The organism is Ruegeria sp. CF8 (genome assembly GCF_056537285.1).
On the sequence record NZ_JBQFRG010000003.1, the window covers coordinates 312,878 to 334,480 of the forward strand.

Annotated in this window: 19 protein-coding genes; 9 read left to right on the plus strand and 10 right to left on the minus strand. The window is 57.4% G+C overall.

Going from position 1 to position 21,603, the window contains the following annotated elements:
• Positions 1 to 62 precede the first annotated feature (62 nt).
• The 3 genes from ispG to hemA all read right to left on the minus strand — a co-directional run bounded on the left by ispG (position 63) and on the right by hemA (position 3,814).
• Positions 63 to 1,184, minus strand: a complete 1,122-nt coding sequence (ispG, locus tag ACR0EV_RS09445; protein ID WP_480799856.1) for a flavodoxin-dependent (E)-4-hydroxy-3-methylbut-2-enyl-diphosphate synthase — start codon at positions 1,182 to 1,184, stop codon at positions 63 to 65.
• 71 nt (positions 1,185 to 1,255) lie between these two features.
• Positions 1,256 to 2,461, minus strand: coding sequence for a helix-turn-helix domain-containing protein (locus ACR0EV_RS09450; RefSeq protein ID WP_480799857.1), 1,206 nt, complete (start codon positions 2,459 to 2,461; stop codon positions 1,256 to 1,258).
• Between the two features lie 129 nt (positions 2,462 to 2,590).
• Complete coding sequence (gene hemA / locus ACR0EV_RS09455) at positions 2,591 to 3,814, minus strand: 5-aminolevulinate synthase (protein WP_480799858.1); 1,224 nt, start codon at positions 3,812 to 3,814, stop codon at positions 2,591 to 2,593.
• A gap of 321 nt (positions 3,815 to 4,135) precedes the next feature.
• Between hemA and ACR0EV_RS09460 the strand changes: the two genes are divergently transcribed.
• Positions 4,136 to 5,521, plus strand: a complete 1,386-nt coding sequence (locus ACR0EV_RS09460; RefSeq protein ID WP_480799859.1) for a M20/M25/M40 family metallo-hydrolase — start codon at positions 4,136 to 4,138, stop codon at positions 5,519 to 5,521.
• Positions 5,522 to 5,653: 132 nt separating this feature from the next.
• Here the strand turns inward: ACR0EV_RS09460 and lpdA are convergent, their stop codons facing one another.
• Positions 5,654 to 7,048 (minus strand): dihydrolipoyl dehydrogenase, encoded by a 1,395-nt coding sequence (gene lpdA / locus ACR0EV_RS09465; protein ID WP_480799860.1) that lies wholly within the window; start codon positions 7,046 to 7,048, stop codon positions 5,654 to 5,656.
• A 214-nt stretch (positions 7,049 to 7,262) separates the two neighbouring features.
• Between lpdA and ACR0EV_RS09470 the strand changes: the two genes are divergently transcribed.
• On the plus strand, positions 7,263 to 7,697 hold the full coding sequence (locus ACR0EV_RS09470) for a hypothetical protein (RefSeq protein ID WP_480799861.1): 435 nt from the start codon (positions 7,263 to 7,265) through the stop codon (positions 7,695 to 7,697).
• 49 nt (positions 7,698 to 7,746) lie between these two features.
• Here the strand turns inward: ACR0EV_RS09470 and ACR0EV_RS09475 are convergent, their stop codons facing one another.
• The 4 genes from ACR0EV_RS09475 to ACR0EV_RS09490 form a co-directional block, all read right to left on the minus strand.
• Positions 7,747 to 8,322: a DUF924 family protein gene (locus ACR0EV_RS09475; RefSeq protein ID WP_480799862.1), complete on the minus strand. Its 576-nt coding sequence runs from the start codon at positions 8,320 to 8,322 to the stop codon at positions 7,747 to 7,749.
• A gap of 110 nt (positions 8,323 to 8,432) precedes the next feature.
• Positions 8,433 to 9,710 (minus strand): MFS transporter, encoded by a 1,278-nt coding sequence (locus tag ACR0EV_RS09480; protein ID WP_480799863.1) that lies wholly within the window; start codon positions 9,708 to 9,710, stop codon positions 8,433 to 8,435.
• A 111-nt stretch (positions 9,711 to 9,821) separates the two neighbouring features.
• Positions 9,822 to 10,868: a tRNA preQ1(34) S-adenosylmethionine ribosyltransferase-isomerase QueA gene (gene queA / locus ACR0EV_RS09485; RefSeq protein ID WP_480800007.1), complete on the minus strand. Its 1,047-nt coding sequence runs from the start codon at positions 10,866 to 10,868 to the stop codon at positions 9,822 to 9,824.
• A 42-nt stretch (positions 10,869 to 10,910) separates the two neighbouring features.
• Entirely contained in the window at positions 10,911 to 14,288 is a 3,378-nt protein-coding gene (locus ACR0EV_RS09490; RefSeq protein ID WP_480799864.1) for a YhdP family protein, read from the minus strand.
• Between the two features lie 68 nt (positions 14,289 to 14,356).
• Here ACR0EV_RS09490 and ACR0EV_RS09495 point away from each other — a divergent pair, with 68 nt between their 5' ends.
• The 7 genes from ACR0EV_RS09495 (at position 14,357) to ACR0EV_RS09525 (ending at position 20,395) form a co-directional block, all read left to right on the plus strand.
• Entirely contained in the window at positions 14,357 to 14,818 is a 462-nt protein-coding gene (locus ACR0EV_RS09495; protein ID WP_171090654.1) for a peroxiredoxin, read from the plus strand.
• A gap of 17 nt (positions 14,819 to 14,835) precedes the next feature.
• Positions 14,836 to 15,726, plus strand: coding sequence for a ferritin-like domain-containing protein (locus tag ACR0EV_RS09500; protein ID WP_480799865.1), 891 nt, complete (start codon positions 14,836 to 14,838; stop codon positions 15,724 to 15,726).
• A 174-nt stretch (positions 15,727 to 15,900) separates the two neighbouring features.
• A complete protein-coding gene (locus ACR0EV_RS09505) occupies positions 15,901 to 17,232 on the plus strand; it encodes a DUF5930 domain-containing protein (protein ID WP_480799866.1) in 1,332 nt (443 codons plus the stop codon).
• Positions 17,222 to 17,722, plus strand: coding sequence for a bactofilin family protein (locus ACR0EV_RS09510; RefSeq protein WP_171090660.1), 501 nt, complete (start codon positions 17,222 to 17,224; stop codon positions 17,720 to 17,722). The genes ACR0EV_RS09505 and ACR0EV_RS09510 overlap by 11 nt, the downstream gene beginning before the upstream one ends.
• 120 nt (positions 17,723 to 17,842) lie before the next feature.
• Complete coding sequence (locus tag ACR0EV_RS09515) at positions 17,843 to 18,652, plus strand: M90 family metallopeptidase (RefSeq protein WP_480799867.1); 810 nt, start codon at positions 17,843 to 17,845, stop codon at positions 18,650 to 18,652.
• A gap of 112 nt (positions 18,653 to 18,764) precedes the next feature.
• The gene (gene aqpZ, locus ACR0EV_RS09520) at positions 18,765 to 19,454 is read left to right on the plus strand and encodes an aquaporin Z (RefSeq protein WP_480799868.1); all 690 of its coding nucleotides are present in this window, start codon (positions 18,765 to 18,767) and stop codon (positions 19,452 to 19,454) included.
• Between the two features lie 98 nt (positions 19,455 to 19,552).
• Positions 19,553 to 20,395, plus strand: coding sequence for an alpha/beta fold hydrolase (locus tag ACR0EV_RS09525; RefSeq protein ID WP_480799869.1), 843 nt, complete (start codon positions 19,553 to 19,555; stop codon positions 20,393 to 20,395).
• 47 nt (positions 20,396 to 20,442) lie between these two features.
• Here ACR0EV_RS09525 and ACR0EV_RS09530 read toward each other — a convergent pair whose 3' ends face one another.
• Together ACR0EV_RS09530 and ACR0EV_RS09535 are read right to left on the minus strand one after the other, a co-directional pair.
• Positions 20,443 to 21,000: a peptidylprolyl isomerase gene (locus tag ACR0EV_RS09530; protein ID WP_480799870.1), complete on the minus strand. Its 558-nt coding sequence runs from the start codon at positions 20,998 to 21,000 to the stop codon at positions 20,443 to 20,445.
• Positions 20,993 to 21,499: a peptidylprolyl isomerase gene (locus tag ACR0EV_RS09535; RefSeq protein WP_171090671.1), complete on the minus strand. Its 507-nt coding sequence runs from the start codon at positions 21,497 to 21,499 to the stop codon at positions 20,993 to 20,995. Before ACR0EV_RS09535 ends, ACR0EV_RS09530 begins: the two co-directional genes overlap by 8 nt.
• Positions 21,500 to 21,603 lie beyond the last annotated feature (104 nt).

Below are 21,603 nucleotides of genomic sequence, written 5' to 3' on the forward strand. Positions count from 1 at the left end.
CCTTAGCCCCTTTTGCAGACTTGCCATTTACGACGCGAAGCAGACCCCGACCGTGTGCAGGGCTACTCTGCCGCTTCGGCCTGTGCGTCCAGTTCAGCCGCTTTCTTTTCTACCTGCTCGACGATGTGATCAATCATCTGATCGTTGGACATCTTGTGGCTTGCCTTACCCGCCAGATAGACCATGCCAGACCCCGCGCCGCCGCCGGTAAAGCCTACGTCGGTCATCAAAGCCTCGCCCGGACCGTTCACGACGCAGCCGATGATCGAAAGGCTCATCGGCGTCTTGATGTGCTCTAGCCTGTGCTCAAGCTGTTCCACGGTTTTGATCACGTCAAAGCCCTGCCGCGCGCAGGACGGGCACGAAATGATGTTCACACCGCGATGGCGAAGACCCAGAGATTTCAGGATTTCAAATCCAACTTTGACCTCTTCCACCGGGTCAGCGGACAGGCTGACGCGGATCGTATCACCGATTCCCATCCACAGCAGGTTCCCCAGACCGATGGCCGATTTGATGGTGCCGCTGACCAGCCCACCAGCCTCGGTGATACCTAAGTGAATGGGCGCGTCAGTAGCCTCGGCAATACCTTGATAAGCAGCGGCAGACAGGAAAACGTCGCTGGCTTTCACGCTGATCTTGAATTCGTGAAAGTCGTTGTCTTGCAGGATACGGATATGTTCCAACCCGCTTTCCACCATCGCCTCGGGGCATGGCTCGCCGTATTTTTCAAGAAGGTGCTTTTCCAAAGACCCTGCGTTCACACCAATGCGGATCGAACAGTTGTGGTCGCGCGCAGCTTGGATCACTTCCTTCACACGGGTTTCATCGCCAATGTTGCCGGGATTGATGCGAAGGCAGGCGGCCCCTGCCTCGGCTGCTTCGATGCCACGGCGGTAGTGAAAGTGAATATCTGCCACAATCGGCACGGGGCTTTCGCGCGCGATTTCTTTCAACGCTTTGGAAGATGCCTCATCCGGAACCGAAACGCGTACAATATCGGCGCCCGCCTCGGCCGCGGCCTGAACCTGCGCCACCGTCGCTGCCACATCGGTGGTCAGCGTGTTGGTCATGGTCTGCACCGCGATGGGCGCGTCGCCGCCAACCGGGACGTTGCCAACCATGATTTGACGGGATTTACGGCGATAGATGTCGCGCCAGGGGCGTACGTGATTGAGGGACATAAGGACGGATCCGCGTCTGCCAGAGTTGCGACTGTAGATAGTTCGGCAACGGGGTCACCGCAATGGCTAGATCACTCGGCGGGCGCTTCTGTCGCCTCGGTCTGCAGTTCAGCCACCAGTTGCTTGAGCGCGCTGTTCTGCTCGGCCTCAAGATCGGCAACGGCATAAGTCTCGGACACGGCATCTTTCGACAGGACGACACCTTTGGCAACCGTACCCGGTGCCCCGGCCGGGCCGTAATGCTCACCGTTCATTGAGAAGTAAACCGACCCAGACGCCCCGGCCCGCAACTGCGGTGGTTCTTCTGTCAGGGGCACCTCAAAAACGCTCCCCTGCTCAACCGTGCCCAAAGTGCCTTCAAAGATGATGCTGCCGTCAGCCGCAGTCACGCGCATCCAAGCCGGGTCAACGGCCACGATCTTTAGCGTGGTGTCGATCTGCTCGACCACCTGTGGCAATGCAGGACGTTCAACTGTGTGTACATCTGCCACTTCGAACTGCGGCAATTCCGGCGGGCGGAACGTTCCGACCTCACGCGGATCAAGAGTTGAGATCGGCGCGTCACGTGCCACCAGAACCGGAACGTCCAAAGCCTGCGGACGATAAAGCCGGTCGAGTGCTTCGGCGCTTGCCGTCTCGACAGGGCTGTCCGAAACTGTGCTGCGCGCTGCATCCAGAGGATCAAGATCAGACAGAACGACGGGGGCTTGTTCCACCGGGCTGACTTGCACCTGCTGGATTTTGTTCAGAACAGCCCAGCCGCCATAGCCGATGCCGCCAATTACCGCCAACAAGACCAGCGAAGACCCGATGGCCCGAGGCTCAATCTGGCTGACCAGAGGTTCCTTGCCCGGAATGAAGGGCGTGTTGGGCGAGATGAACGGGTCACGCCCCATCGGGCCGCGTGCCGGAAGACCGCCCGTAGGTTTGCGGACTACAGATGCCTCGGCCGACATGCCGTGCGCCACTTCAAACCCACTTTCCTGGCAGAAGGTCGCAAAAGTCTCATCCGGGTTCATGCCCAGATATCGTGCATAAGAACGCACATACCCGGCTATGAAGCCGGGTGTATCAAATGCATCAGGATCGGCGTTTTCAATTGCGGCGATATAGTTGGCTTTAATCCGCAGTTCGCGCTGAACATCCAGAAGAGATTTGCCCATCGTTGCGCGTTCACCGCGCATCTTGTCGCCTAAACGAATCTCGTAATCGTCAAAACCTTTTGGCCTGACGTCTACATCTTCTTCGGACTCGCGCTGAGATCTGCGCCCAATCATCCCTGCTGCCCCATTCTGCCTGTCGCGTATTTCGCGTTAGCGGCGAATCATCCCCACAATGATTCGTCTGCCAATTTTGTTAACCTAAGCTTAACACGCGGCAATCACGTTGCACACTTTGGCGTGAGGTTAACCGGCAAGTTCGGCGCGATTTAGCGCACAATGTGACCAAAGTTCGTCCATCGCCTGCACCAAACGGTTCATTTCGTCGGGTCCATGCACCGGAGACGGGGTAAACCGAAGCCTTTCGGTACCGCGCGGGACAGTCGGGAAATTGATTGGCTGCACGTAAATGCCATAATCATCCAGCAACATATCACTGAGCTTTTTCGTGTGCACAGGGTTGCCAACGATCACGGGCACAATGTGGCTGCCATGATCAATCAGAGGAAGGCCCATCCCTTTCAGCCGCAGCTTGAGGATCTTTGCCTGGGTCTGATGCTGGTCGCGCAGATCCTGAGCAGTTTTCAGATGCGCAACTGAAGCGGCGGCGCCCGCAGCGACAGCAGGCGGCAACGAAGTGGTGAAAATGAAACCCGGCGCGTAAGAGCGCACAGCGTCACACATCTTGGCGCTGGCGGCGATATAGCCCCCCATAACGCCATATGCTTTGGCGAGCGTGCCATTGATAATGTCGATCCGATGGGCCAGACGATCCCTCTCGGTCACGCCGCCGCCACGCGGGCCGTACATCCCAACCGCGTGAACTTCGTCGATATAGGTCAGAGCTCCGAATTCATCGGCCAGATCGCAGATCTCTTCAATCGGGCCAAAATCGCCGTCCATCGAATAAACCGACTCAAACGCAATCAGCTTAGGCGCGGCAGGATCGTCTGCTTCAAGCAGCTCACGCAGATGCGCCACGTCATTGTGCCGGAAGATCCGCTTGGCACCACCATTGCGGCGCACACCTTCAATCATCGATGCATGATTCAGCGCGTCGGAATAAATGATCAGACCAGGAAACAGCTTGGGCAGAGTGCTGAGCGTTGCGTCATTGGCAATATAAGCGCTTGTGAACAGCAGCGCGGCTTCTTTGCCATGCAGATCAGCCAGCTCGGCCTCAAGCCTTTTGTGAAAGACCGTGGTGCCCGAGATGTTGCGCGTCCCGCCAGACCCTGCACCTGCGGCATCAACCGCCTCGTGCATGGCATTCAGAACCACCGGGTGCTGCCCCATGCCCAGGTAATCGTTGCCGCACCAAACGGTGATGTTCTGCTGCGACCCATCCGGACGCGTGCGTACCGCATGAGGGAAATGTCCGTTGCGACGTTCGATGTCGATGAAGGTCCGGTAACGTCCTTCGTCATGCAGCCTGGCAATCGCTGAATCGAGCTGAGCAGTATAGTCCAACGGACCCTCCTTGAGCGCCCAAAACGGTTTCCCTTGGGCAAATAGTCTGCCACCTTACACAGTCTAACCTGTTTCAGCAGCTTTGCGTTCTTTAGTTTAGCTGGTTACAGCCGAACAGGTGAACCCAACTTTGATTTGCATCAAATAAAAGGTTGCGCCTCCTACGACAAGTAAAGTTACGGCCATCGAACGCGTGGAAACGACGCAGGCGCCGTTGCGCGACAGTGCTGAGTGGACCGCTCAACTTTTCGTCACAACCGCACTGGACGGCGCGGTTGACGCTGTTAGGGTTCGCCCAACCTAGAAAAGCAGGAGCCCCCTATGTCACTAGACACCGTGCTGAACCGGATTGACGATGATCTGCAAACGTCGATCGACCGCCTGATGGAATTGCTGCGAATCCAGTCCATTTCAACCGATCCCGCATTCAAGGACGAAGTGAGCCGCGCCGCAGATTGGCTTGTCGATGACCTCCGCAGCATTGGAGTAGCTGCTGAAAAGCGGGAAACTCCAGGCCACCCTATGGTCGTCGGACATGTGGGAGAGGACGCAGAAGCCCCGCATATTCTATTCTACGGTCATTACGATGTTCAGCCAGTCGACCCTTTGAACCTGTGGACCCGCGATCCTTTCGATCCCGCGATCGAAGAAACAGCACATGGTCCGGTGATCCGCGGGCGCGGCGCATCTGATGACAAAGGACAATTGATGACCTTTGTCGAAGCCTGCCGGGCCTGGAAGGCCGTGCATGGGTCCCTGCCCTGTCGCATTACCTTTTTCTTCGAAGGTGAGGAAGAATCCGGCTCACCCTCTCTCGTTCCTTTCCTCAAGGAAAATGCGGCCGAGCTTAAAGCAGATTTGGCACTGGTTTGTGACACCTCGATGGTGTCACGCGGCGTTCCCTCGATTGCCGCCCAGTTGCGCGGAATGCTGAAGGACGAGTTCACAATCATAGGCCCCCGGATCGATCTGCATTCCGGCCACTATGGTGGCCCCGGCCTGAACCCGCTGCGGGAAATGTCAAAAATCGTCGCCTCGTTCTACGATGACGAAACCGGGCGCGTCGCGGTCGAAGGGTTTTATGAGGGCGTGCACGAAGTATCCGAAGACCAGTTGCGCCAGTGGCAAAACTGCGGTTTCGACGAAGCAGACTACCTGAACTCGGTCGGCTACACCCAGCCGCATGGTGAAAAGGGCTATTCGACACTCGAACAGCAATGGGCACGTCCAACGCTGGAGGTGAACGGCCTATGGGGCGGCTACAATGGCGCGGGTTCGAAAACCGTGATCCCGTCGGAAGCCCATTGCAAAATTACTTGCCGCCTTGTGGGCGATATGAACCCCGATGCGCTGCGCACGAAAATCCGCAATCACGTTGAGGAACGCCTGTCTCCGGATGCTAAAGTCGTTTGGGATAATGACTCGGAAGGCTCGCCTGCTTCTGTCATGAACATCAACCGCCCAGAATTCGAAGCTGCGCGCGCGGCCCTTTCTGATGAGTGGGAGCGTGAGGCAGTGTTTACAGGCATGGGCGGGTCAATCCCGGTCGTCGGGTATTTCAACACCGTGCTGGCGCTCGATTCGATGCTGGTTGGTTATGCAAACGAAGATGATGCCATCCATTCTCCGAATGAGAAATATGACGTCAAAAGTTTCCACAAGGGCATCCGCTCATGGGCCCGAATTCTGGATGCTTTGAACAAGTAAGTTTTTTGCGAGGCTCTGCCTCGCGCTCCGAGGTATTTTGGACCAGATGAAGTACGGATCCCTTGCTTCATCTGGCTATAAATACCTCGGGGGAGTCGCGGCTTGCCGCGGCGGGGGCAGCGCCCCCGTCCCTTACATATGGATCACGCGATCATAAGCGTCCAGAACGCTTTCGTGCATCATCTCCGACAAGGTTGGGTGTGGGAAGACCGTGTTCATCAGGTCTTCTTCTGTGGTCTCCAACTGGCGTCCGACAACATAGCCCTGAATCAGCTCGGTGACTTCCGCGCCGATCATGTGCGCACCCAGCAGCTCTCCGGTCTTTGCGTCAAAGACGGTTTTGATCAACCCTTCCGGCTCACCCAAGGCAATCGCCTTACCGTTGCCGATAAAGGGGAAGCGACCGACTTTGATGTCATAGCCCAGCTCTTTGGCTTTGGCTTCCGTGTAGCCCACGGACGCGACCTGAGGCTGGCAGTAGGTACATCCTGCAATGCTTTCGGGTTTGACCGGGTGCGCATGTTGACCGGCGATCAGGTCGGCAACCATTACACCTTCGTGGCTGGCCTTGTGCGCTAACCAAGGCGCGCCGGCGATGTCACCGATGGCGTAGAGCCCTTCTACTCCGGTGCGGCAGTATTCATCCGTCACCACATGCGTGCGGTCGATCTTGACCCCCAAAGCCTCAAGCCCGAGGTTTTCGACATTGCCGACAATGCCAACAGCCGAGATCACGGTATCGAAATCGTGTTTCTCAACCTTGCCCTTGACCTCAATATGCGCCGTTACTTTGCCCTTGGCACGGTCCAGTTGCTTGACCATGGCTTTTTCCATGATGGTCATGCCTTGCTTGGTAAAGGCTTTCTTGGCAAAGGCGCTGATCTCGGCGTCTTCGACGGGCAGAACGCGATCCATCACTTCTACCACGGTCGTATCGGCACCCAGCGTGTTGTAGAAGCTGGCAAATTCGATACCGATGGCGCCGGACCCAATGACCAACAGCTTCTTTGGCATCCGCGGCGGTTGCAGCGCATGTTTATAGGTCCAGACCAGATCACTGTCTGCCTCAAGCCCCGGCAATTCCCGCGCCCGCGCACCGGTGGCCAGAATGATGCTCTTGGCTGTGAGCTCTTCGGTGCCTTTTTCGGTTTTGACACTGACCTTGCCCTTGGCAGGGATCGTGGCTTCGCCCATCACCACTGCGACTTTATTCTTCTTCAACAAGTGGCCAATCCCGCCAGACAGTTGCCCGGCCACACCCCGTGACCTTTTCACCACCGCATCCAGATCGTAGCCAATCTTGTCGGCCTTCAAACCAAAATCCTTAGCGCGCTCCATTAAGTGAAACACCTCGGACGAGCGCAGCAATGCTTTGGTCGGAATGCAGCCCCAGTTTAGGCAGATACCACCCAGATGCTCGCGTTCTACAACAACAGTTTTCAGCCCCAGCTGGGCTGCGCGGATTGCAGCGACGTAGCCGCCGGGGCCAGCCCCGATTACGATCAGATCATAAGATTGTGCAGCCATGTGTCCCTCTCGGCGCAGGTGTTGAAAAATTAGTTTACCATTAAACTACTTTTCGAAACACATCAACAGGTCGCCCCCGCGACAAAAGCGACGCAGGGTAAGCAATGCCTCAATGTGCGGGATTCAGCCTATACCCAAGCTCTCTCTGTGGCTAGAACAGAACCGCCGACACCGTTCGAGCATTTCTAAACAAATGACATTCAAGAGGCTGATCATGGCGAAAACCCTTAAAGACCTGCTGCTTGCTCTGCTCAACGCCACATTGATCCTTGTGGCGCTGTGCCTGTTTCTGGGCTGGCAACTTGCGTCCAAGGTCGAGAGCATCACAGCAGAGTTTTCCCAAACCGTGCAGGCCGTTGCCCCTATCCGGGATGAAGTGAATGGCACGAGAACAGAGCTTGCGGCATTGCGTGCCGACCTGGCCGATTTGTCGCTGGAAAATCCTGGGGCGAATAGTGCAGCTGCGCAAGAGCTCCGGTCAGCTTTGACCCGCCTGAACAGCTTGGAACAAAAGTTACAGGCAGCGCAGGAACGATTGAGCAACCTGTCGGACGAGCCTCAAGTTTTGATTGCTCAGGCCATCGAAAAAGGTGCCGACGTCGTGTCCCAGCGCGTACTGGACTTCAAAGGATGCGAGCCAGACTCATAAAGTGGCACCGCGCAAAGTTTTGCACGGTCTGCCACAACGTTGAGTGTCGTCAAACGGTCGCTTGAAGTTCGCGCACAGTGGAACCGTATCCACCCATGTCGACATATGCGACCTCGTGCGGGGTCGAATTGCGCGCCAGCGCTTCGTTTCGATACGGGAACCGGCCGAACTTGCGGATCACTTCGCGATGCGCCCTTGCGTGCAGCAGGTTGCTTGTATCCCGGCTCAGGTTTTCGCAGATCAACCGCACACAGCGCTCCTGATCGCACAGGTTTTCCGAGTGCATCATAGGCAGGTAAAAGAACTGCCGCGCCGGTTCGTCGATCTTTTTGTCCCAACCTTTGTCGACCGCGCATTTCGCCGCCGCCAAAGCCGCCCGGTCTGTCGCGAAAGCACGCGCCTGACCCCGGAACATGTTACGTGGAAACTGGTCCGTCAAAATAATGTAAGCCAGTGCGCCGCTGGGATATGTCAGCCAGAGCGAAAACTTGCCCTCTACCGCTGCCTCCCAAGTTGACAGGAAACGATCGCGGATTTCTGCATCCAGCGCCTCATCCTGTATGTACCAGCCTTTCGGACCAACCTTATCTAACCAAAAACTCAATACCTCTTCAGGCGTTGCCATTGCCTTAAACTCCGTCTTATGCCCGCAAAAAGGGACGTAAGGTCATTTAAGGCCGTTTTACAGAACTGTTACAGTAACATATTGCAACATATTCGACATAAATTCGTGTCTTAAGCGGTTTCCTGCGCGCTTTCTTCGGCCTCTGCTTCGGCTGCTTCAATTGCAACCTCTTGCGCCACTTCGAACGCAACTGGTGACGCAGTTGGATACAATGTCGCCATTGTGCCGGTTTCGTCCACGGGAACCGAGGCGCGCTGCGTCATCCGGTATGCGGAATACACCGCAAGAAAGAACAGCAGCACAGCAATGATCAGGAAAAAGCCGGGCGGGCCAAACACGGCATCGCCCATCAGCCAACCGGTGATCAATGGGCCTGCGATGGCACCCAAGCCGTTGATGAACACAAGACCACCGGACGCCGCAGCCATATCCTCGTGTTCAAGAAAGTCGTTGGTATGTGCGATCAACAATGAATACAACGGGTTGGACATACCGCCGATCAAAAAGGCTGAGACCAAAAGGATCTCGAAAGTCACCCCGTAAAGCATTCCTGCGAGGGCCGCGACAGCCCCTACCGTTGCGACCAGAAAGATCAAAACACGCCGGTCCATACGGTCTGAGAACCACCCCAGCGGATATTGGAGCACAACCGCGCCGACATAGAACGCAGCCACGAAGGTCGAGATTTCAACCAGGCTAAGCCCCGCCTGTGCCCCGTACACCGCCGACATACCAAACTGAGCAGAGAATACCCCACCCAGAAGGAACAAACCGATACATCCCAGCGGCGAGTTTTGCATCAACTCGCGCAGGGTCATGGGCTTGGTGGTGTCAAAGGCTGGTGTTGGCGAAATGGACAGCAAAATTGGCGCAAAAGACACAGATACCAGGATCGAGGCGATGACAAAGGTCTCATATCCCGCAGGATCACCGACCAGGAACAGGGCTTGCGCACCAATGATCCCTGACATCTGAACGATCATATACAGGGACAATGCCTGCCCCCGGTTCTCGTTATTGGCCGCGTTGTTCAGCCAGCTTTCGGCGGTGACATACACGCCTGAGAAACAGAAGCCGATCACCACCCGCCCCAGAACCCAGGCTATTGGGTCCGTGAGCATCGGGTACATAATCATGACAGCAGAGATGAAAGAGGCCAGCGCCGCAAAGACGCGCACATGACCCACGCGTCGGATCATTTCAGGTGCAAGACGAGAGCCGCCGAGAAAACCGACAAAATAGGCTGACATCACAAAGGACATCTGTAGCGTCGAAAACCCTTCGATTTCGCCACGAACACCTAGAAGCGTGCCTTGAAGGCCGTTTCCGACCATCAGCAACCCCATGCCGAGCAGCAACGCCCATGCGCTGGAAAGAACCTGAATCATTGGGGTCTCCGACTGATGCCAACCTAAAGTGTGAGGTGTTCTGCGATCAAAGACCGCTTCTGTCGCGCTTGTCTACGACATTGAACTGTTTTGATGCTTCGCCTGCGCCCTTCACGGGATTAAAAGCGACGCGTCGCCGTAAGAAAAGAAACGGTATTTATGCTTAATCGCGTGATCATACACCTTGAGCATCCGGTCTTGCCCCATAAGCGCCGACACCAGCATCAATAGCGTTGATTTCGGCAGGTGGAAATTGGTCATAAGCGCGTCGGTGACGTGGAACTTGAAACCGGGATAGATGAAAATATCGGTCTCCCCTTCCCAAGGTTGGATTGTACCGGACCGCGCGGCGCTTTCGATCAACCTCAAGGCCGTGGTGCCCACCGGGATGACACGCCCGCCTGCGTCTTTGGTTGCCTGAATCTCGGCTGCTGCCTCCGGGCTCACCTGCCCCCATTCTGCATGCATTTTATGGGTGGTCACGTCTTCTACCTTGACGGGCAGGAACGTGCCCGCGCCCACGTGAAGGGTCACGTGTGTGAAATTCACATCACGGTCGGCCAACGCGTTCATCAGCGCATCATCGAAATGCAACGAGGCGGTCGGGGCAGCAACCGCGCCTGAATTTCGCGCCCAGATGGTCTGGTAATCGGTCTTGTCTTGTTCATCCGCCGGACGTTTGGCCGCGATGTAAGGTGGCAACGGCATCGCTCCGGCCTGCTCTAAGGCGGCATCAAAGTCCTCTCCGCTCAGGTTGAACCTCAGATACGCCTGACCGTCCTCAACCTTGCACAGCGTTGCGCTCAGATCGTCCGAAAAGACAATCTCTTCCCCAATCTTCACCTTTTTCAGCGGCTTGATCAGTGCCGACCATGTGCCATCTGCCTGAGGGTCCAGCAATGTGGCCTCGATGCCTGCCGAAACCGGGCCTTGCGCACTGTCCCGATGACGGCGACCGTTCAGCCGTGCCGGGATAACCCGCGTGTCATTCAGCACCAGCCGATCGCCTGGTTGCAGGAAATCCGGCAGGTCGAACACATGGCTGTCCGTCGTCACATCACCCTGTGCCACCAGCAAACACGCAGACGAGCGCGGACTGGCGGGGCGCGTGGCAATTAGGTCTTCGGGCAGATGGAAATCAAAATCGCTGAGTTTCATGCGCGCGCCATACATCCCCGAAAAGGATTCGGCCATATGCTGTCAGCGGTCGCTGGGACGCGAGCCAAAGGTGGGTTTCGGTTCGTCAGGTTTCAGGGGAACAGCGTTGGGGCCGTCCGACACCTTTGGGGCGGGCTGGCGCAGCAGGTCGCGCAGAAACAACGGGGCAAGGCCGGACAAGGGATTGACCGAGACTTTTGGTGACGCAAGTGGTCCGGTAAGTGTGTAGTTAAAGCCAAACACCCCTTCGCCCTTGCGGGTAAAGACGCTGCCGACCGCATTCAGCAAGTAGATCGGCGAAATGGCCCCGCGCAGGTTTAGCATCTCATTCACTGTGTCGATGGTGCCATCAAATGACAGGCCCATGGACGGTCCGACTGCACTGCCGCTGAGCACTTTGATTTCGGTGGGCGTGACTCTCATGCGGCTGTCTATGGCCGAGAAGAAGATGCCCTGTCCCGCCATCTCATCCAGCAGGCCAACAAGGCTGATCGCGTTCAGCAAGGCCGCCATGGCCGGGGCATCGGTGATGCGCGTATTCACAATCTTCAGGATGACGTCGTAGTTGCCGGGCGCTGTTACCGGCTCGAGGTTCAGGGTCATGTCTCCGCCGCGCGCCTGGGTCAGCACCCCGGCAGAACGCAAAACGGCCCCCGCATCTTTCGAAGTCAGCGTCACTGCGCTGCGGTTTCCACGCGGGGTCACCTGCCCTGAAACCGCTGCCCCGCCGTTGACCTGCGCCGTAAATCCCCCGTTCACACCCCCGGTTGTTTGAAAAGAGCCGCGAAAACCCGTCAGCGCCACGGCTTCGGTGACTTGCAGGCGGTCTAATGCAACATCCAGCTTGGGGCCAGCCCCGCCACCACCGCTGCTTTCGCCAAACGTCGCTTTTCCCATATCCAGCACACCGCCCAGCACGCGTATATCCGGGACAGCATCGCCGCGTCCGATCATCACAGCGGGAACGGCCAACCAATTGCCAAGATCGAATGAGCTGAATTGGATGCGGTCAAAATCGCCGTTGTCCCGAAAGGTGATGGAGGCGCTGGTTCGCAGGCCAGCGCCTTCAATGCGCAGGCTGTCTACCTTCAGCTGTTTGCCCAAGGTCGCTTCGGCCGTCAGAGATCCCGAAGCGGACGCCGCTTTGCGCCAACCAAGTTCCGGTATCGCAAGCGCAACGCCCTGCAAGTCTGACGAAACGGACAATTTCGGTGGTTCGTCCGCGCCAAGCCCCAAGGAGATGTCCGCAATCCCAGACCCGGTCAGCATCCCCGGCGGAAGCCCTGCGCCGATTTCATCCATCAGGCGTGGCGACAATTCGATCTGGCCTGTCAATGTACTGCGCTGTGCGGTTTTTCCATCAATCGGTTGCCGCCAAAGCGCCTCAAGCGGGACATCTCCGAATTGTCCCAGCCCTTCAATCTGAACGCCGGACTGGTTGCCGGACAGATCCAGCAAAGCGGCGCTGACCGTGAATCCGGGAACCAGACGATCACTCAACAGGTTGGCCAGATGGCCGTCAAAGTGAAACTCGGTGTCCTGAAATTTGAGCCCCTTTTTCAGCGGCAACGATAATGTGCCAGCCAGGGATGCCGTTCCTTCTGCAAGGTCGACCGGCAGCCCCGCCTTGGTCAACAATTCAAGTGGCGGACGGTCCAACAACGACAAGGCCGCCGTCACACTGCCTTTGGCCCGAATACGCGCGATCGCAGGGGCCGATTTCTTGATATCCGTATCGGGTATGATGAAGGACGTGCCCGAGGCATCCACGGCACCACCTTCATCGGCAACCACCACCCCCTGCTGTGCGGTAACGGTAAAGCGCTGATTGAGCAGGCTAGCTTGACCCTGAGCGTTTTCGATTGGCGGCAGGGTTTTAACGAACTGGATTTTGGCCTTCTCGAATCCGAAATCCAAATACAGATCGGGTTTCGATCCGGGTTCAAGCCGAAGGGCAAAGTCCATGTCGGACAGAACCCCTTCATAAAGGTTTTCGGTGACCCACTCACGCGGCTTGGGCGCCAAGCGTTCAGGCCAGTAACTGAGCACCTTGTCCGAGGTCATCTGATCCAGATGGGCATCCAGCTTGACCGCCCAACCGTCAGGACGACCGCTCAGGACCCCAAAGGCGCGTATGATGTGGCCCGGGTCTTCGATGGTGACCTGCCCCAGTTGCAACTCGAACGGGTCCAACACCATTTTGAAATCCACGCTGGCGCGCGACAGTTGGATTGGTTCGGGAAACAGATTGGCAGGGTTCACGTTGATGCCGGACAAACGCATCTGCGCGGTCAAACTGTCCAGAACGCCCTCTTCCACGCCCTGCAGGAACGCCTTGCCGTCCGCCTGTACTTCACCCCAGGCAGAAACCACCGAAACCTCGTTGAAATCCAACGCCTGGGATTTCGGGTCATAGGTGAAATAAGTGCGGGCAGATTCAAACGGCACCGGGCGAGTTTCGGGATTGGGTTGCACAGCCCCCGCACCAAGGTTGAGGGTCGCGAAACCTGTACCGATAGCACCGCTTTCGTCGATACTGCCCCGCAAAGCGCCCGAGATCGGGGCCCGCAGAACCTGCAACCACGCAAGCACTGGGCTCTGACCGGCGATGTCTTCTGCGGGCAGGTCCGAGACCGAAATACCAAACTGTGCAGCGGGACTGCCCAGGATACTGGTGTAATTGGCCTCGATCGCGCTGACGTAATCCCGCCCGGCCAGAACCGAAAACCCGGTGGCCAGTCGTACTTCGTTGTCGCTGCGGTTTGCCTGAATATGCCCGCCGTCCAACACCCAGGACCGCCCCTGCCGCAAATCCCGGTAATCCAGTGTGATTGCGTCAAGTTCGACCGAGGTTAGTGCCGACAGGGCCGGAGACAGGAACACCTGATCGGACGCCTCGATCAACTCTGCCAGGTTTGGTGCCTCTTGCACCGGTGCGCTGCCTGATCCGACGGTCAGGATCAAAGCCCCATCCGTGTCGCGGGTCAGGGCGATCTGCGCACCGCTCAGGATGATGCGTTTCGGCCGGACATGCCCACGCAGCAAAGGGCGCATGGCAAGGCTGGCACGCATATCCGAGACCTGCGCAATCTGTTGGCCCGCAGCGTCGCTGATGGACACATCGGTCAGGCGCAGCCGGGGCCGCCAGCCCTCATGGATGATGAAACTGACATCGCCAAATCGGATTTGCAGCCCGCCCAATGCCTGTTCCAGCCGCGTCTCGACCCTATCCCTCAGCCAGGCTGGCGCGTGCATCCTTTGACCGACGACCATGAAACCGGTGAACATCGCCAACAGCACCAGCATGATCGCCCCGCGCATGGCCCAAATTCCGGCAGCGCGACGGCGCGACCGGCGGCGTACCGGTTTGTTCGGCGCCTCCCCTTCGTCGTCCTCGCGTTGCTTCAATTTGCTATTCACGCCTTCCAACCCGCACGTGTCGCCCTATGATATCAGGCAGCCTTTAAAAACCTTTAGCGGAGTTTCCAATGCCCGATATTTCTGACATGGCCCCTGACTTCACTTTGCCGCGCGACGGCGGTGGCGAGGTGACGCTTTCGGCGTTGCGCGGTGGCACCGTGGTTTTATTCTTCTATCCTCGTGATGATACGCCGGGCTGCACAAAGGAATCCATCGGTTTTTCAGAACAGCTTCAGGCGTTTGCGGATGCGGGTGCTCACGTTTTCGGCATTTCGCGCGACAGCGTCGCAAAGCATGACAAGTTCGTGGCCAAGCATGGGCTGACGACGCCGCTTCTGTCGGATGAGAACTCGACCGTTTGCGAGGATTATGGCGTCTGGGTCGAAAAGAACATGTATGGCCGCAAGTCGATGGGCATCGAACGCTCGACCTTTGTGATCGATGCCGAGGGCCGCATTGCAAAGGTTTGGCGAAAGGTCAAAGTGCCCGGTCATGTGGACGAAGTGCTTGAGGCGGTGAAGGCGCTGTAGCCCCCTCTCGACCTGTCATGCCATCCGGTTTAAGACCCGCCTCGACACGACCGAAGCGGAGCGACCCCGTGACCAAGACACTGACACAGATGGCAACCGAGGTTCTGACAACTGCGGACGGGCGGGCCAAGACCGCCCTGTCCAAAGCGCACGCCGCGGCATGGTTCGCTGCTCGCAAGGGCGAAGCCGACCCAATCGAGATTGGCACGGCAGCGCCCCCCTTGAACCCCGCCCGCCCGGATAAGCCGAAGCTTTTGTCACCCCGCGAGGTGCCAAAGCGGAAACCGGGGACCGAGGCCGGGCGTATCGCGCTATTGCACGCCGTGGCCCATATCGAATTGAACGCCGTCGATCTGCACTGGGACATCATTGCCAGGTTTGGTCACGTGCCCATGCCCATCGGGTTCTACGACGACTGGGTGAAATGCGCGGAAGAAGAATCGCGCCATTTCGAGATGGTTTGCGAATGCCTGGAAAGCATGGGCAGCTATTACGGCGCCTTGCCCGCCCATGCAGGCATGTGGCGCGCGGCGGAAGACACTGCCGAAGATCTGATGGGGCGGCTGGCCGTTGTTCCCATGGTGCTTGAGGCACGCGGTCTGGATGTCACCCCCGGTATGATCGAGATCTTCCGCAAGGCCAAGGCGGACCAAGCCATCGCGGCACTTGAGGTGATCTATGCCGAAGAGGTCGGCCATGTTGCCTATGGCTCCAAATGGTTCCATTTCCTGTGCGGTCGCGAAAATGCCGACCCAAAGGATGTGTTCCACGCGCTGGTCCGGCGATACTTTCACGGTGTCCTGAAGCCACCCTTTAACGAGGAAAAGCGCGCCGAAGCCGGCTTGCCCCCCGATTTTTACTGGCCCCTGACCGAAGACCTGCCCGCGCCCGGCGAAGTCACAAACTGACACTTTTTAGTTGTTTTCGGCAAATTCTCGCCGATCTCGGGGGGATTTTTGCGCCGTTTGACGCAGATTGGTCAACAAACTTGCCCGTTCACGACGAGCCGTTTATGCAATCGGCCCAAGGGACGGCTATTGCACCACGACCGGTCCCGATCTTGGGGATGAGAGGTAGGACGCGTGCGAACACGTCTGGCAATAAAGTTTCACTCGCTGCTTGAACGGCACTTCCCGGAACGCCGGGTCTTTCTAAAATCTGACAAGGACACACGCTTCATCCGGCTTAGTTCGGAAACGCAGGTAATTGCGGTTGCCGGCGTTGCCGTCATGGTCGGCTGGACGGCGGTCGCAACGGCCATTCTTCTGATGGATAGCATCGGGTCTGGCAATTTCAGAGAACAAGCCAAGCGCGATCAGGCGACCTATCAGGAACGCCTGAACATTCTGTCAGCCGAACGGGACGCCCGCGCGCAGGAAGCACTGGCAGCTCAAGACCGCTTTAACGCTGCACTTGAGCAGATTTCCGCTATGCAGTCCGAACTTCTGGCGTCTGAAAACCGCCGCCGCGAGTTGGAAACCGGCATAGAGGTTATCCAGACCACCCTGCGCAGTACCATGAAGCAGCGGGAAGAGGCGCGGACTGAACTGGCGGCGCTCGAGCGGGAAACCAGTGACACCGACATGTATATGACAGCCTCCAGCACCCCGGTGCAGATGGCCTTTATGACGGACGCACTGGCGCGCACGGCCGAAGAGCGGGATCAGATTGCTTCGGACGCGAGAGATGCATTGGTTCAGAGGGACGAGCTGGAGCTGGAAATCCGTCTGATGCAAGAGCGCAGCGACGCCATCTTCCGCCAGTTGGAAGACGCCATGGTGATCTCGGTCGAGCCATTGGACAAAATGTTCCGTCAGGCCGGGATGCCCACCGATCGCATCATCGAAGAGGTCCGGCGCGGATATAGCGGTATGGGCGGTCCGCTGACCCCTTTATCCCTTAGCACGCGCGGCGAGGAGGACGAACTGTCCGCCGACGAAGCCCGTGCGAACATTTTGCTTCAACAGATGGACCAGTTGAACCTGTACCGGATTGCTGCGGAAAAGGCCCCCTTCGCCAGCCCGGTCCACAGTGCTGTGCGTTTCACCAGCGGATTTGGCACACGCCGCGACCCCAAAACCGGTGGTCGCCGGATGCATAACGGTGCGGATTTCGCTGGTGCGCACGGCACTGATATCTTCGCGACAGCGGACGGTGTGGTCACTCATGCAGGTTGGCAATCGGGTTTCGGACGGCTTGTAAAAATCAAGCACGCGTTTGGAATTGAGACACTTTACGCTCATAACACCAAGATCAACGTCAAGGTTGGTCAAAGGGTCTCGCGCGGGGATCATATTGCTGATATGGGTAGCACCGGACGGTCCACCGGCACGCATTTGCACTATGAGGTGCGCGTGAACGGAAAGCCCGTGAACCCAATGACTTACATCAAGGCTGCGAGAAATGTTTTCTAAAAGCAAAATCAACGAGCCCGCATCCAAGGCACCCGAGGCGGCCAAACCTGCCGCTCCGGCGACCCCAGCGGCCCCTGCTCCAACCGAGTCGAAACCTGCCACTGCGCCTAAGCCAAAGCCGCCTGCGTCGGTTCTGTCCTCGGATCTGCACATCACCGGCAACATCAAAACCTCCGGTGACATTCAGGTAGAAGGCACCGTCGAAGGCGACATCCGCGCGCATCTTCTGACCATTGGTGAATCGGCGACGATCAAGGGTGAAGTCACCGCAGACGACGTCGTAATCAATGGCCGCATCGTGGGCCGGGTACGTGGCCTGAAGGTGCGCCTGACCTCGACCGCACGTGTCGAAGGCGACATCATCCACAAGACCATCGCCATCGAAAGCGGTGCGCATTTCGAAGGTTCGGTACAGCGTCAGGACGATCCGCTGAACCCTGGCCGCAGCGCCAAAGGGGGATCGAACCCGGCGGCTGACGTCAAACAATAATTCGACCTTTCAGGTCGGACCCGAGACGCCGCAGAAACACCTGCGGCGTCTTTTTTTTGTAGCAACTGCTTGCCTGTGAAACTGGTTTTGATCCCGCTGAGATCACGTTAGGGTCGGGCCATGTTGGTATTTTTGATACTCGTCGCCCTGATCGCTGGTGGTGTGGCGTATTACTTTTGGTCAAAGCAACAGGCCCGCCAGGCCCTGTTGGACGCGCCGCTGAGCGATCAGCAACGACAGCTTGTCGATGCTCAGGTCCCGATCCTGCAGAAGGTGCCGCAAGACCTGCGTGCAAAGCTGGAAGGCAAAATCAACCTGTTTCTCGATCAGGTCGAGTTCATAGGCTGTGACGGTCTGGACGTCACAGAAGACATGCAAATGTCCATCGCCGCACAAGCCTGTCTGCTGGTTGTAAATACCGAACTTTGGTACGACAACCTGACCACCGTTTTGATCTATCCCAGTGCTTTCAAATCCAGACAGAGCCGACACAGCGGTTATGTCGTCACAGAGAAAGAAATCGTGCGTACCGGAGAAAGCTGGAACCGCGGCCCGGTCATCCTGTCCTGGGCCCACAGCAAGCGTGGTGCGATGAACGATCATGACGGGCAAAATGTTGTCTTTCATGAATTCGCCCACCAGATCGACGATCTGACAGGATCGGCCAATGGTGTGCCCGTACTCAGCGCAAACCAGAGCTTTTCCGAGTGGGAGACCGCGTTTCTGACAGCTTATGACGCCCACGTACAGGCCGTTGAAATGGGTAGACCAACTGTGATTGACCCCTACGGCGCTGAAGGTCATGAGGAGTTCTTTGCCGTTTCGGTCGAAGTGTTCTTTGAACGCCCAAAGGCGCTGCGCAACTCTGACCCTGAGGTCTATGAGCAGCTGTCAAAACTCTTTCATCTGGACCCTGCACAGTGGCATTAGTCAGTTGTCGCCTTTGGTGAGGGGGTGTCTGGGAAATTCCCCGTTCGCCTCAGTTTAACAAAAGTTAATTTTTGAATTACAGTTAACCTCATCGCATTGTGGAGGAAATTTCATGTCGTCAAAATTACTTGCCGAGTTTTTCGGCACCTTTTGGCTGGTTCTCGGAGGCTGCGGCAGTGCCGTATTGGCCGCAGGTGTTGCAGATGTTGGCATCGGGTGGCTTGGCGTGTCCTTTGCCTTCGGCCTGACGGTTCTGACAATGGCCTACACAGTCGGCCCAATCTCGGGCGGGCACTTTAACCCGGCGGTCAGCTTGGGTCTGATGATAGGCGGGAGGTTTCCAGCCAAAGATCTGCTGCCCTACTGGGTCGCTCAGGTTATCGGAGCGATTGCGGCTGCTGTTGTATTGTATCTGATCGTCAGCGGAGCGCCCGGTTTCGAAGGGGTTGGAGGGTTCGCATCAAACGGATACGGAGACGCATCCCCGCAAGGCTATTCGATGATGTCGGTTCTGGTGATCGAAATCGTGATGACCGCCTTTTTCATCTTCATCATTCTGGGCGCAACTTCAGACAAGGCACCGGCCGGCTTCGCACCGATTGCCATTGGTCTGGCGCTGACACTGATCCATCTGGTGTCAATTCCGGTCAGCAATACATCGGTCAATCCCGCCCGGTCCACAGGAGTCGCCCTGTTCGCAGACGGTCCCGCGCTGGCACAGCTTTGGATGTTCTGGGTGGCTCCGCTGATCGGCGGCGCGGTCGGTGCGTTGATCTGGAAGGTAACTGCCTCTGAAGATTAACCTGAGCGGACACGGGTTTTTTCCCTGTCAGCCGAAAATATGCGTATCCTTCCGTAAAACCCGGCAGAACCAAGGCTCGGGATCAACGGGAGGATACCATGAAAGTTACAGAGACTACATTTGTACTGGGATGCCTGGCCACCGCCAGTTGGGCTGCCGACCCGTGGCTGAGCATCCCACCAGCCCCTGAGATGCCGCCAGCCAACACGTCGGGCACTGCTGAAATCAATGGGATCAATATGTACTACGCCATCTATGGTAACAGTGAGGGCACACCGATCTTAATGATCCACGGTGGTTTGGCCCATGGTGACATCTGGGCAGCGCAGGTTACCGATCTTGCCACGGATCACACCATTATCGTTGCCGACACACGCGGGCACGGGCGATCAACCAATGATGGCAGCACCTATTCCTACGGATTGCTGTCGCAGGATTACTTGGCACTGTTGGATCATCTGGAGATCGATCAGGTGCATCTGGTTGGCTGGTCCGACGGTGCCAACATCGGCTATTCGATTTCGAGCACCAACCCGGAACGGCTGGCCAGTCATTTTGCCCATGCAGGTAACGTGACGCTGGATGGTATCGATCCGTCAGTGGAAACCAACGAAGTGTTTGGTGCCTATGTCGGTATGATGGCCGAGGATTATGCGGCGATGTCCCCCACACCAGATGGGTTCGAAGCGTTCCTGGGAGGGGTAGCTGCCATGTGGAGCACTGAAAAACCCGGAGGACTGGAGGCGCTATCGTCGATCACTGTCCCGACACTGGTCGTTCAAAGCGCGCATGACGAAGCCATTCTGATGGCGCATTCGCAGGCAATTTCCGAGGCTATTCCGGGGGCAGAATTACTTGTTCTGGAAGATGTCAGTCACTTTGCTTCGTTTCAGAAGCCGGATGCCTATACGCAAGCTATCCGTGACTTTATCGATCAATAAACCATCGAAAAAGCCCGGCGCTTTGGGCCGCGCCGGGCTTTCACTGCTTATTCGGTGACAGTGACTTTTTTCATCACGTCGGGCTGGCCCGTGACCGCTCCGGTCTGGGAATGCCCGCGTTTGATCGCATCCACCACGTCCATGCCGTCGGTCACCTGACCGACCACAGTGTACTGCCCGTCCAGGAACGGGCCGGGTTCGAACATGATGAAAAACTGCGAATTGGCCGAATCCGGATCGTTCGAGCGGGCCATGCCGACCACGCCCCGGTCAAAGGTGACGTCGGAGAACTCGGCCGGCAGATCAGGACGGTCGGATCCGCCGCGCCCGGCGTAGCGCATGTCAAATCCGTCAGCGCCGGAGTTGCCATATTGCACGTCGCCGGTTTGTGCCATGAAGCCGTCGATCACACGGTGAAACACGACGCCATCATACTGGCCATCTGCGGCCAGAGCAGTGATCTGTTCTACATGCTTGGGTGCGACGTCATCGAAAAGGTCGATCGAAATGGTGCCATTGGCCCCTTCCCCTTCAACCTCAATCTGCAGACCGCTGGCCAGCGCCGGGCTGACCAACAGCGCAAAAGCTGCGGCCAGCCTATACATCGGCGGCCACCTTGACGCTGATCATGCGATCCGGGTTCGCTGGCGGTTCGCCACGAACGATGGCGTCCACATGCTCCATACCATCGATCACACGGCCATAAACGGTGTATTGACCGTTCAGGAAGTGGTTGTCCTTGAAGTTGATGAAGAACTGAGAGTTGGCCGAATCCGGGTTTTGCGATCGTGCCGCGCCCAGAGTACCGCGGTCATGCGGCAGCTTGGAGAACTCGGCCGGAACGTTCGGCAGCGAGGACCCGCCTGTGCCCGCCATGCGCAGGTTGAAACCGTCTTCCATATCGCCGTGCTGTACGTCGCCGGTTTGCGCCATGAAGCCGTCGATCACACGGTGAAAGGCCACGTTGTCATATTCTCCGCCACGGGCCAGTTCCTTCATCCGCGCGCTGTGCTGGGGGGCCACGTCGGGCAGCAGCTCGATGACGACGTTGCCGCCTTTCAGCTCGATGATGATTGTGTTTTCTGGATCTTTGATCTCGGCCATGTGGCCCTCCTGTCGTTTGTCTTGCGCAAATACCTATGCCGCAAGCGCGTGAATGCCAAGTGACGCATTGACCTGCGGGCAAAATGCAGGAAAAGAACCGCCTA

Bases quoted from the DNA above. Each gene is read 5' to 3' on its own strand.
- ispG (WP_480799856.1), bottom strand. From the start codon at position 1,184: ATGTCCCTCAATCACGTACGCCCCTGGCGCGACATCTATCGCCGTAAA.
- ACR0EV_RS09450 (WP_480799857.1), bottom strand. From the start codon at position 2,461: ATGATTGGGCGCAGATCTCAGCGCGAGTCCGAAGAAGATGTAGACGTC.
- ACR0EV_RS09460 (WP_480799859.1), top strand. From the start codon at position 4,136: ATGTCACTAGACACCGTGCTGAACCGGATTGACGATGATCTGCAAACG.
- lpdA (WP_480799860.1), bottom strand. From the start codon at position 7,048: ATGGCTGCACAATCTTATGATCTGATCGTAATCGGGGCTGGCCCCGGC.
- ACR0EV_RS09470 (WP_480799861.1), top strand. From the start codon at position 7,263: ATGGCGAAAACCCTTAAAGACCTGCTGCTTGCTCTGCTCAACGCCACA.
- ACR0EV_RS09475 (WP_480799862.1), bottom strand. From the start codon at position 8,322: ATGGCAACGCCTGAAGAGGTATTGAGTTTTTGGTTAGATAAGGTTGGT.
- ACR0EV_RS09480 (WP_480799863.1), bottom strand. From the start codon at position 9,710: ATGATTCAGGTTCTTTCCAGCGCATGGGCGTTGCTGCTCGGCATGGGG.
- queA (WP_480800007.1), bottom strand. From the start codon at position 10,868: ATGAAACTCAGCGATTTTGATTTCCATCTGCCCGAAGACCTAATTGCC.
- ACR0EV_RS09495 (WP_171090654.1), top strand. From the start codon at position 14,357: ATGCCCGATATTTCTGACATGGCCCCTGACTTCACTTTGCCGCGCGAC.
- ACR0EV_RS09500 (WP_480799865.1), top strand. From the start codon at position 14,836: ATGCCATCCGGTTTAAGACCCGCCTCGACACGACCGAAGCGGAGCGAC.
- ACR0EV_RS09510 (WP_171090660.1), top strand. From the start codon at position 17,222: ATGTTTTCTAAAAGCAAAATCAACGAGCCCGCATCCAAGGCACCCGAG.
- ACR0EV_RS09515 (WP_480799867.1), top strand. From the start codon at position 17,843: ATGTTGGTATTTTTGATACTCGTCGCCCTGATCGCTGGTGGTGTGGCG.
- aqpZ (WP_480799868.1), top strand. From the start codon at position 18,765: ATGTCGTCAAAATTACTTGCCGAGTTTTTCGGCACCTTTTGGCTGGTT.
- ACR0EV_RS09525 (WP_480799869.1), top strand. From the start codon at position 19,553: ATGAAAGTTACAGAGACTACATTTGTACTGGGATGCCTGGCCACCGCC.
- ACR0EV_RS09530 (WP_480799870.1), bottom strand. From the start codon at position 21,000: ATGTATAGGCTGGCCGCAGCTTTTGCGCTGTTGGTCAGCCCGGCGCTG.
- ACR0EV_RS09535 (WP_171090671.1), bottom strand. From the start codon at position 21,499: ATGGCCGAGATCAAAGATCCAGAAAACACAATCATCATCGAGCTGAAA.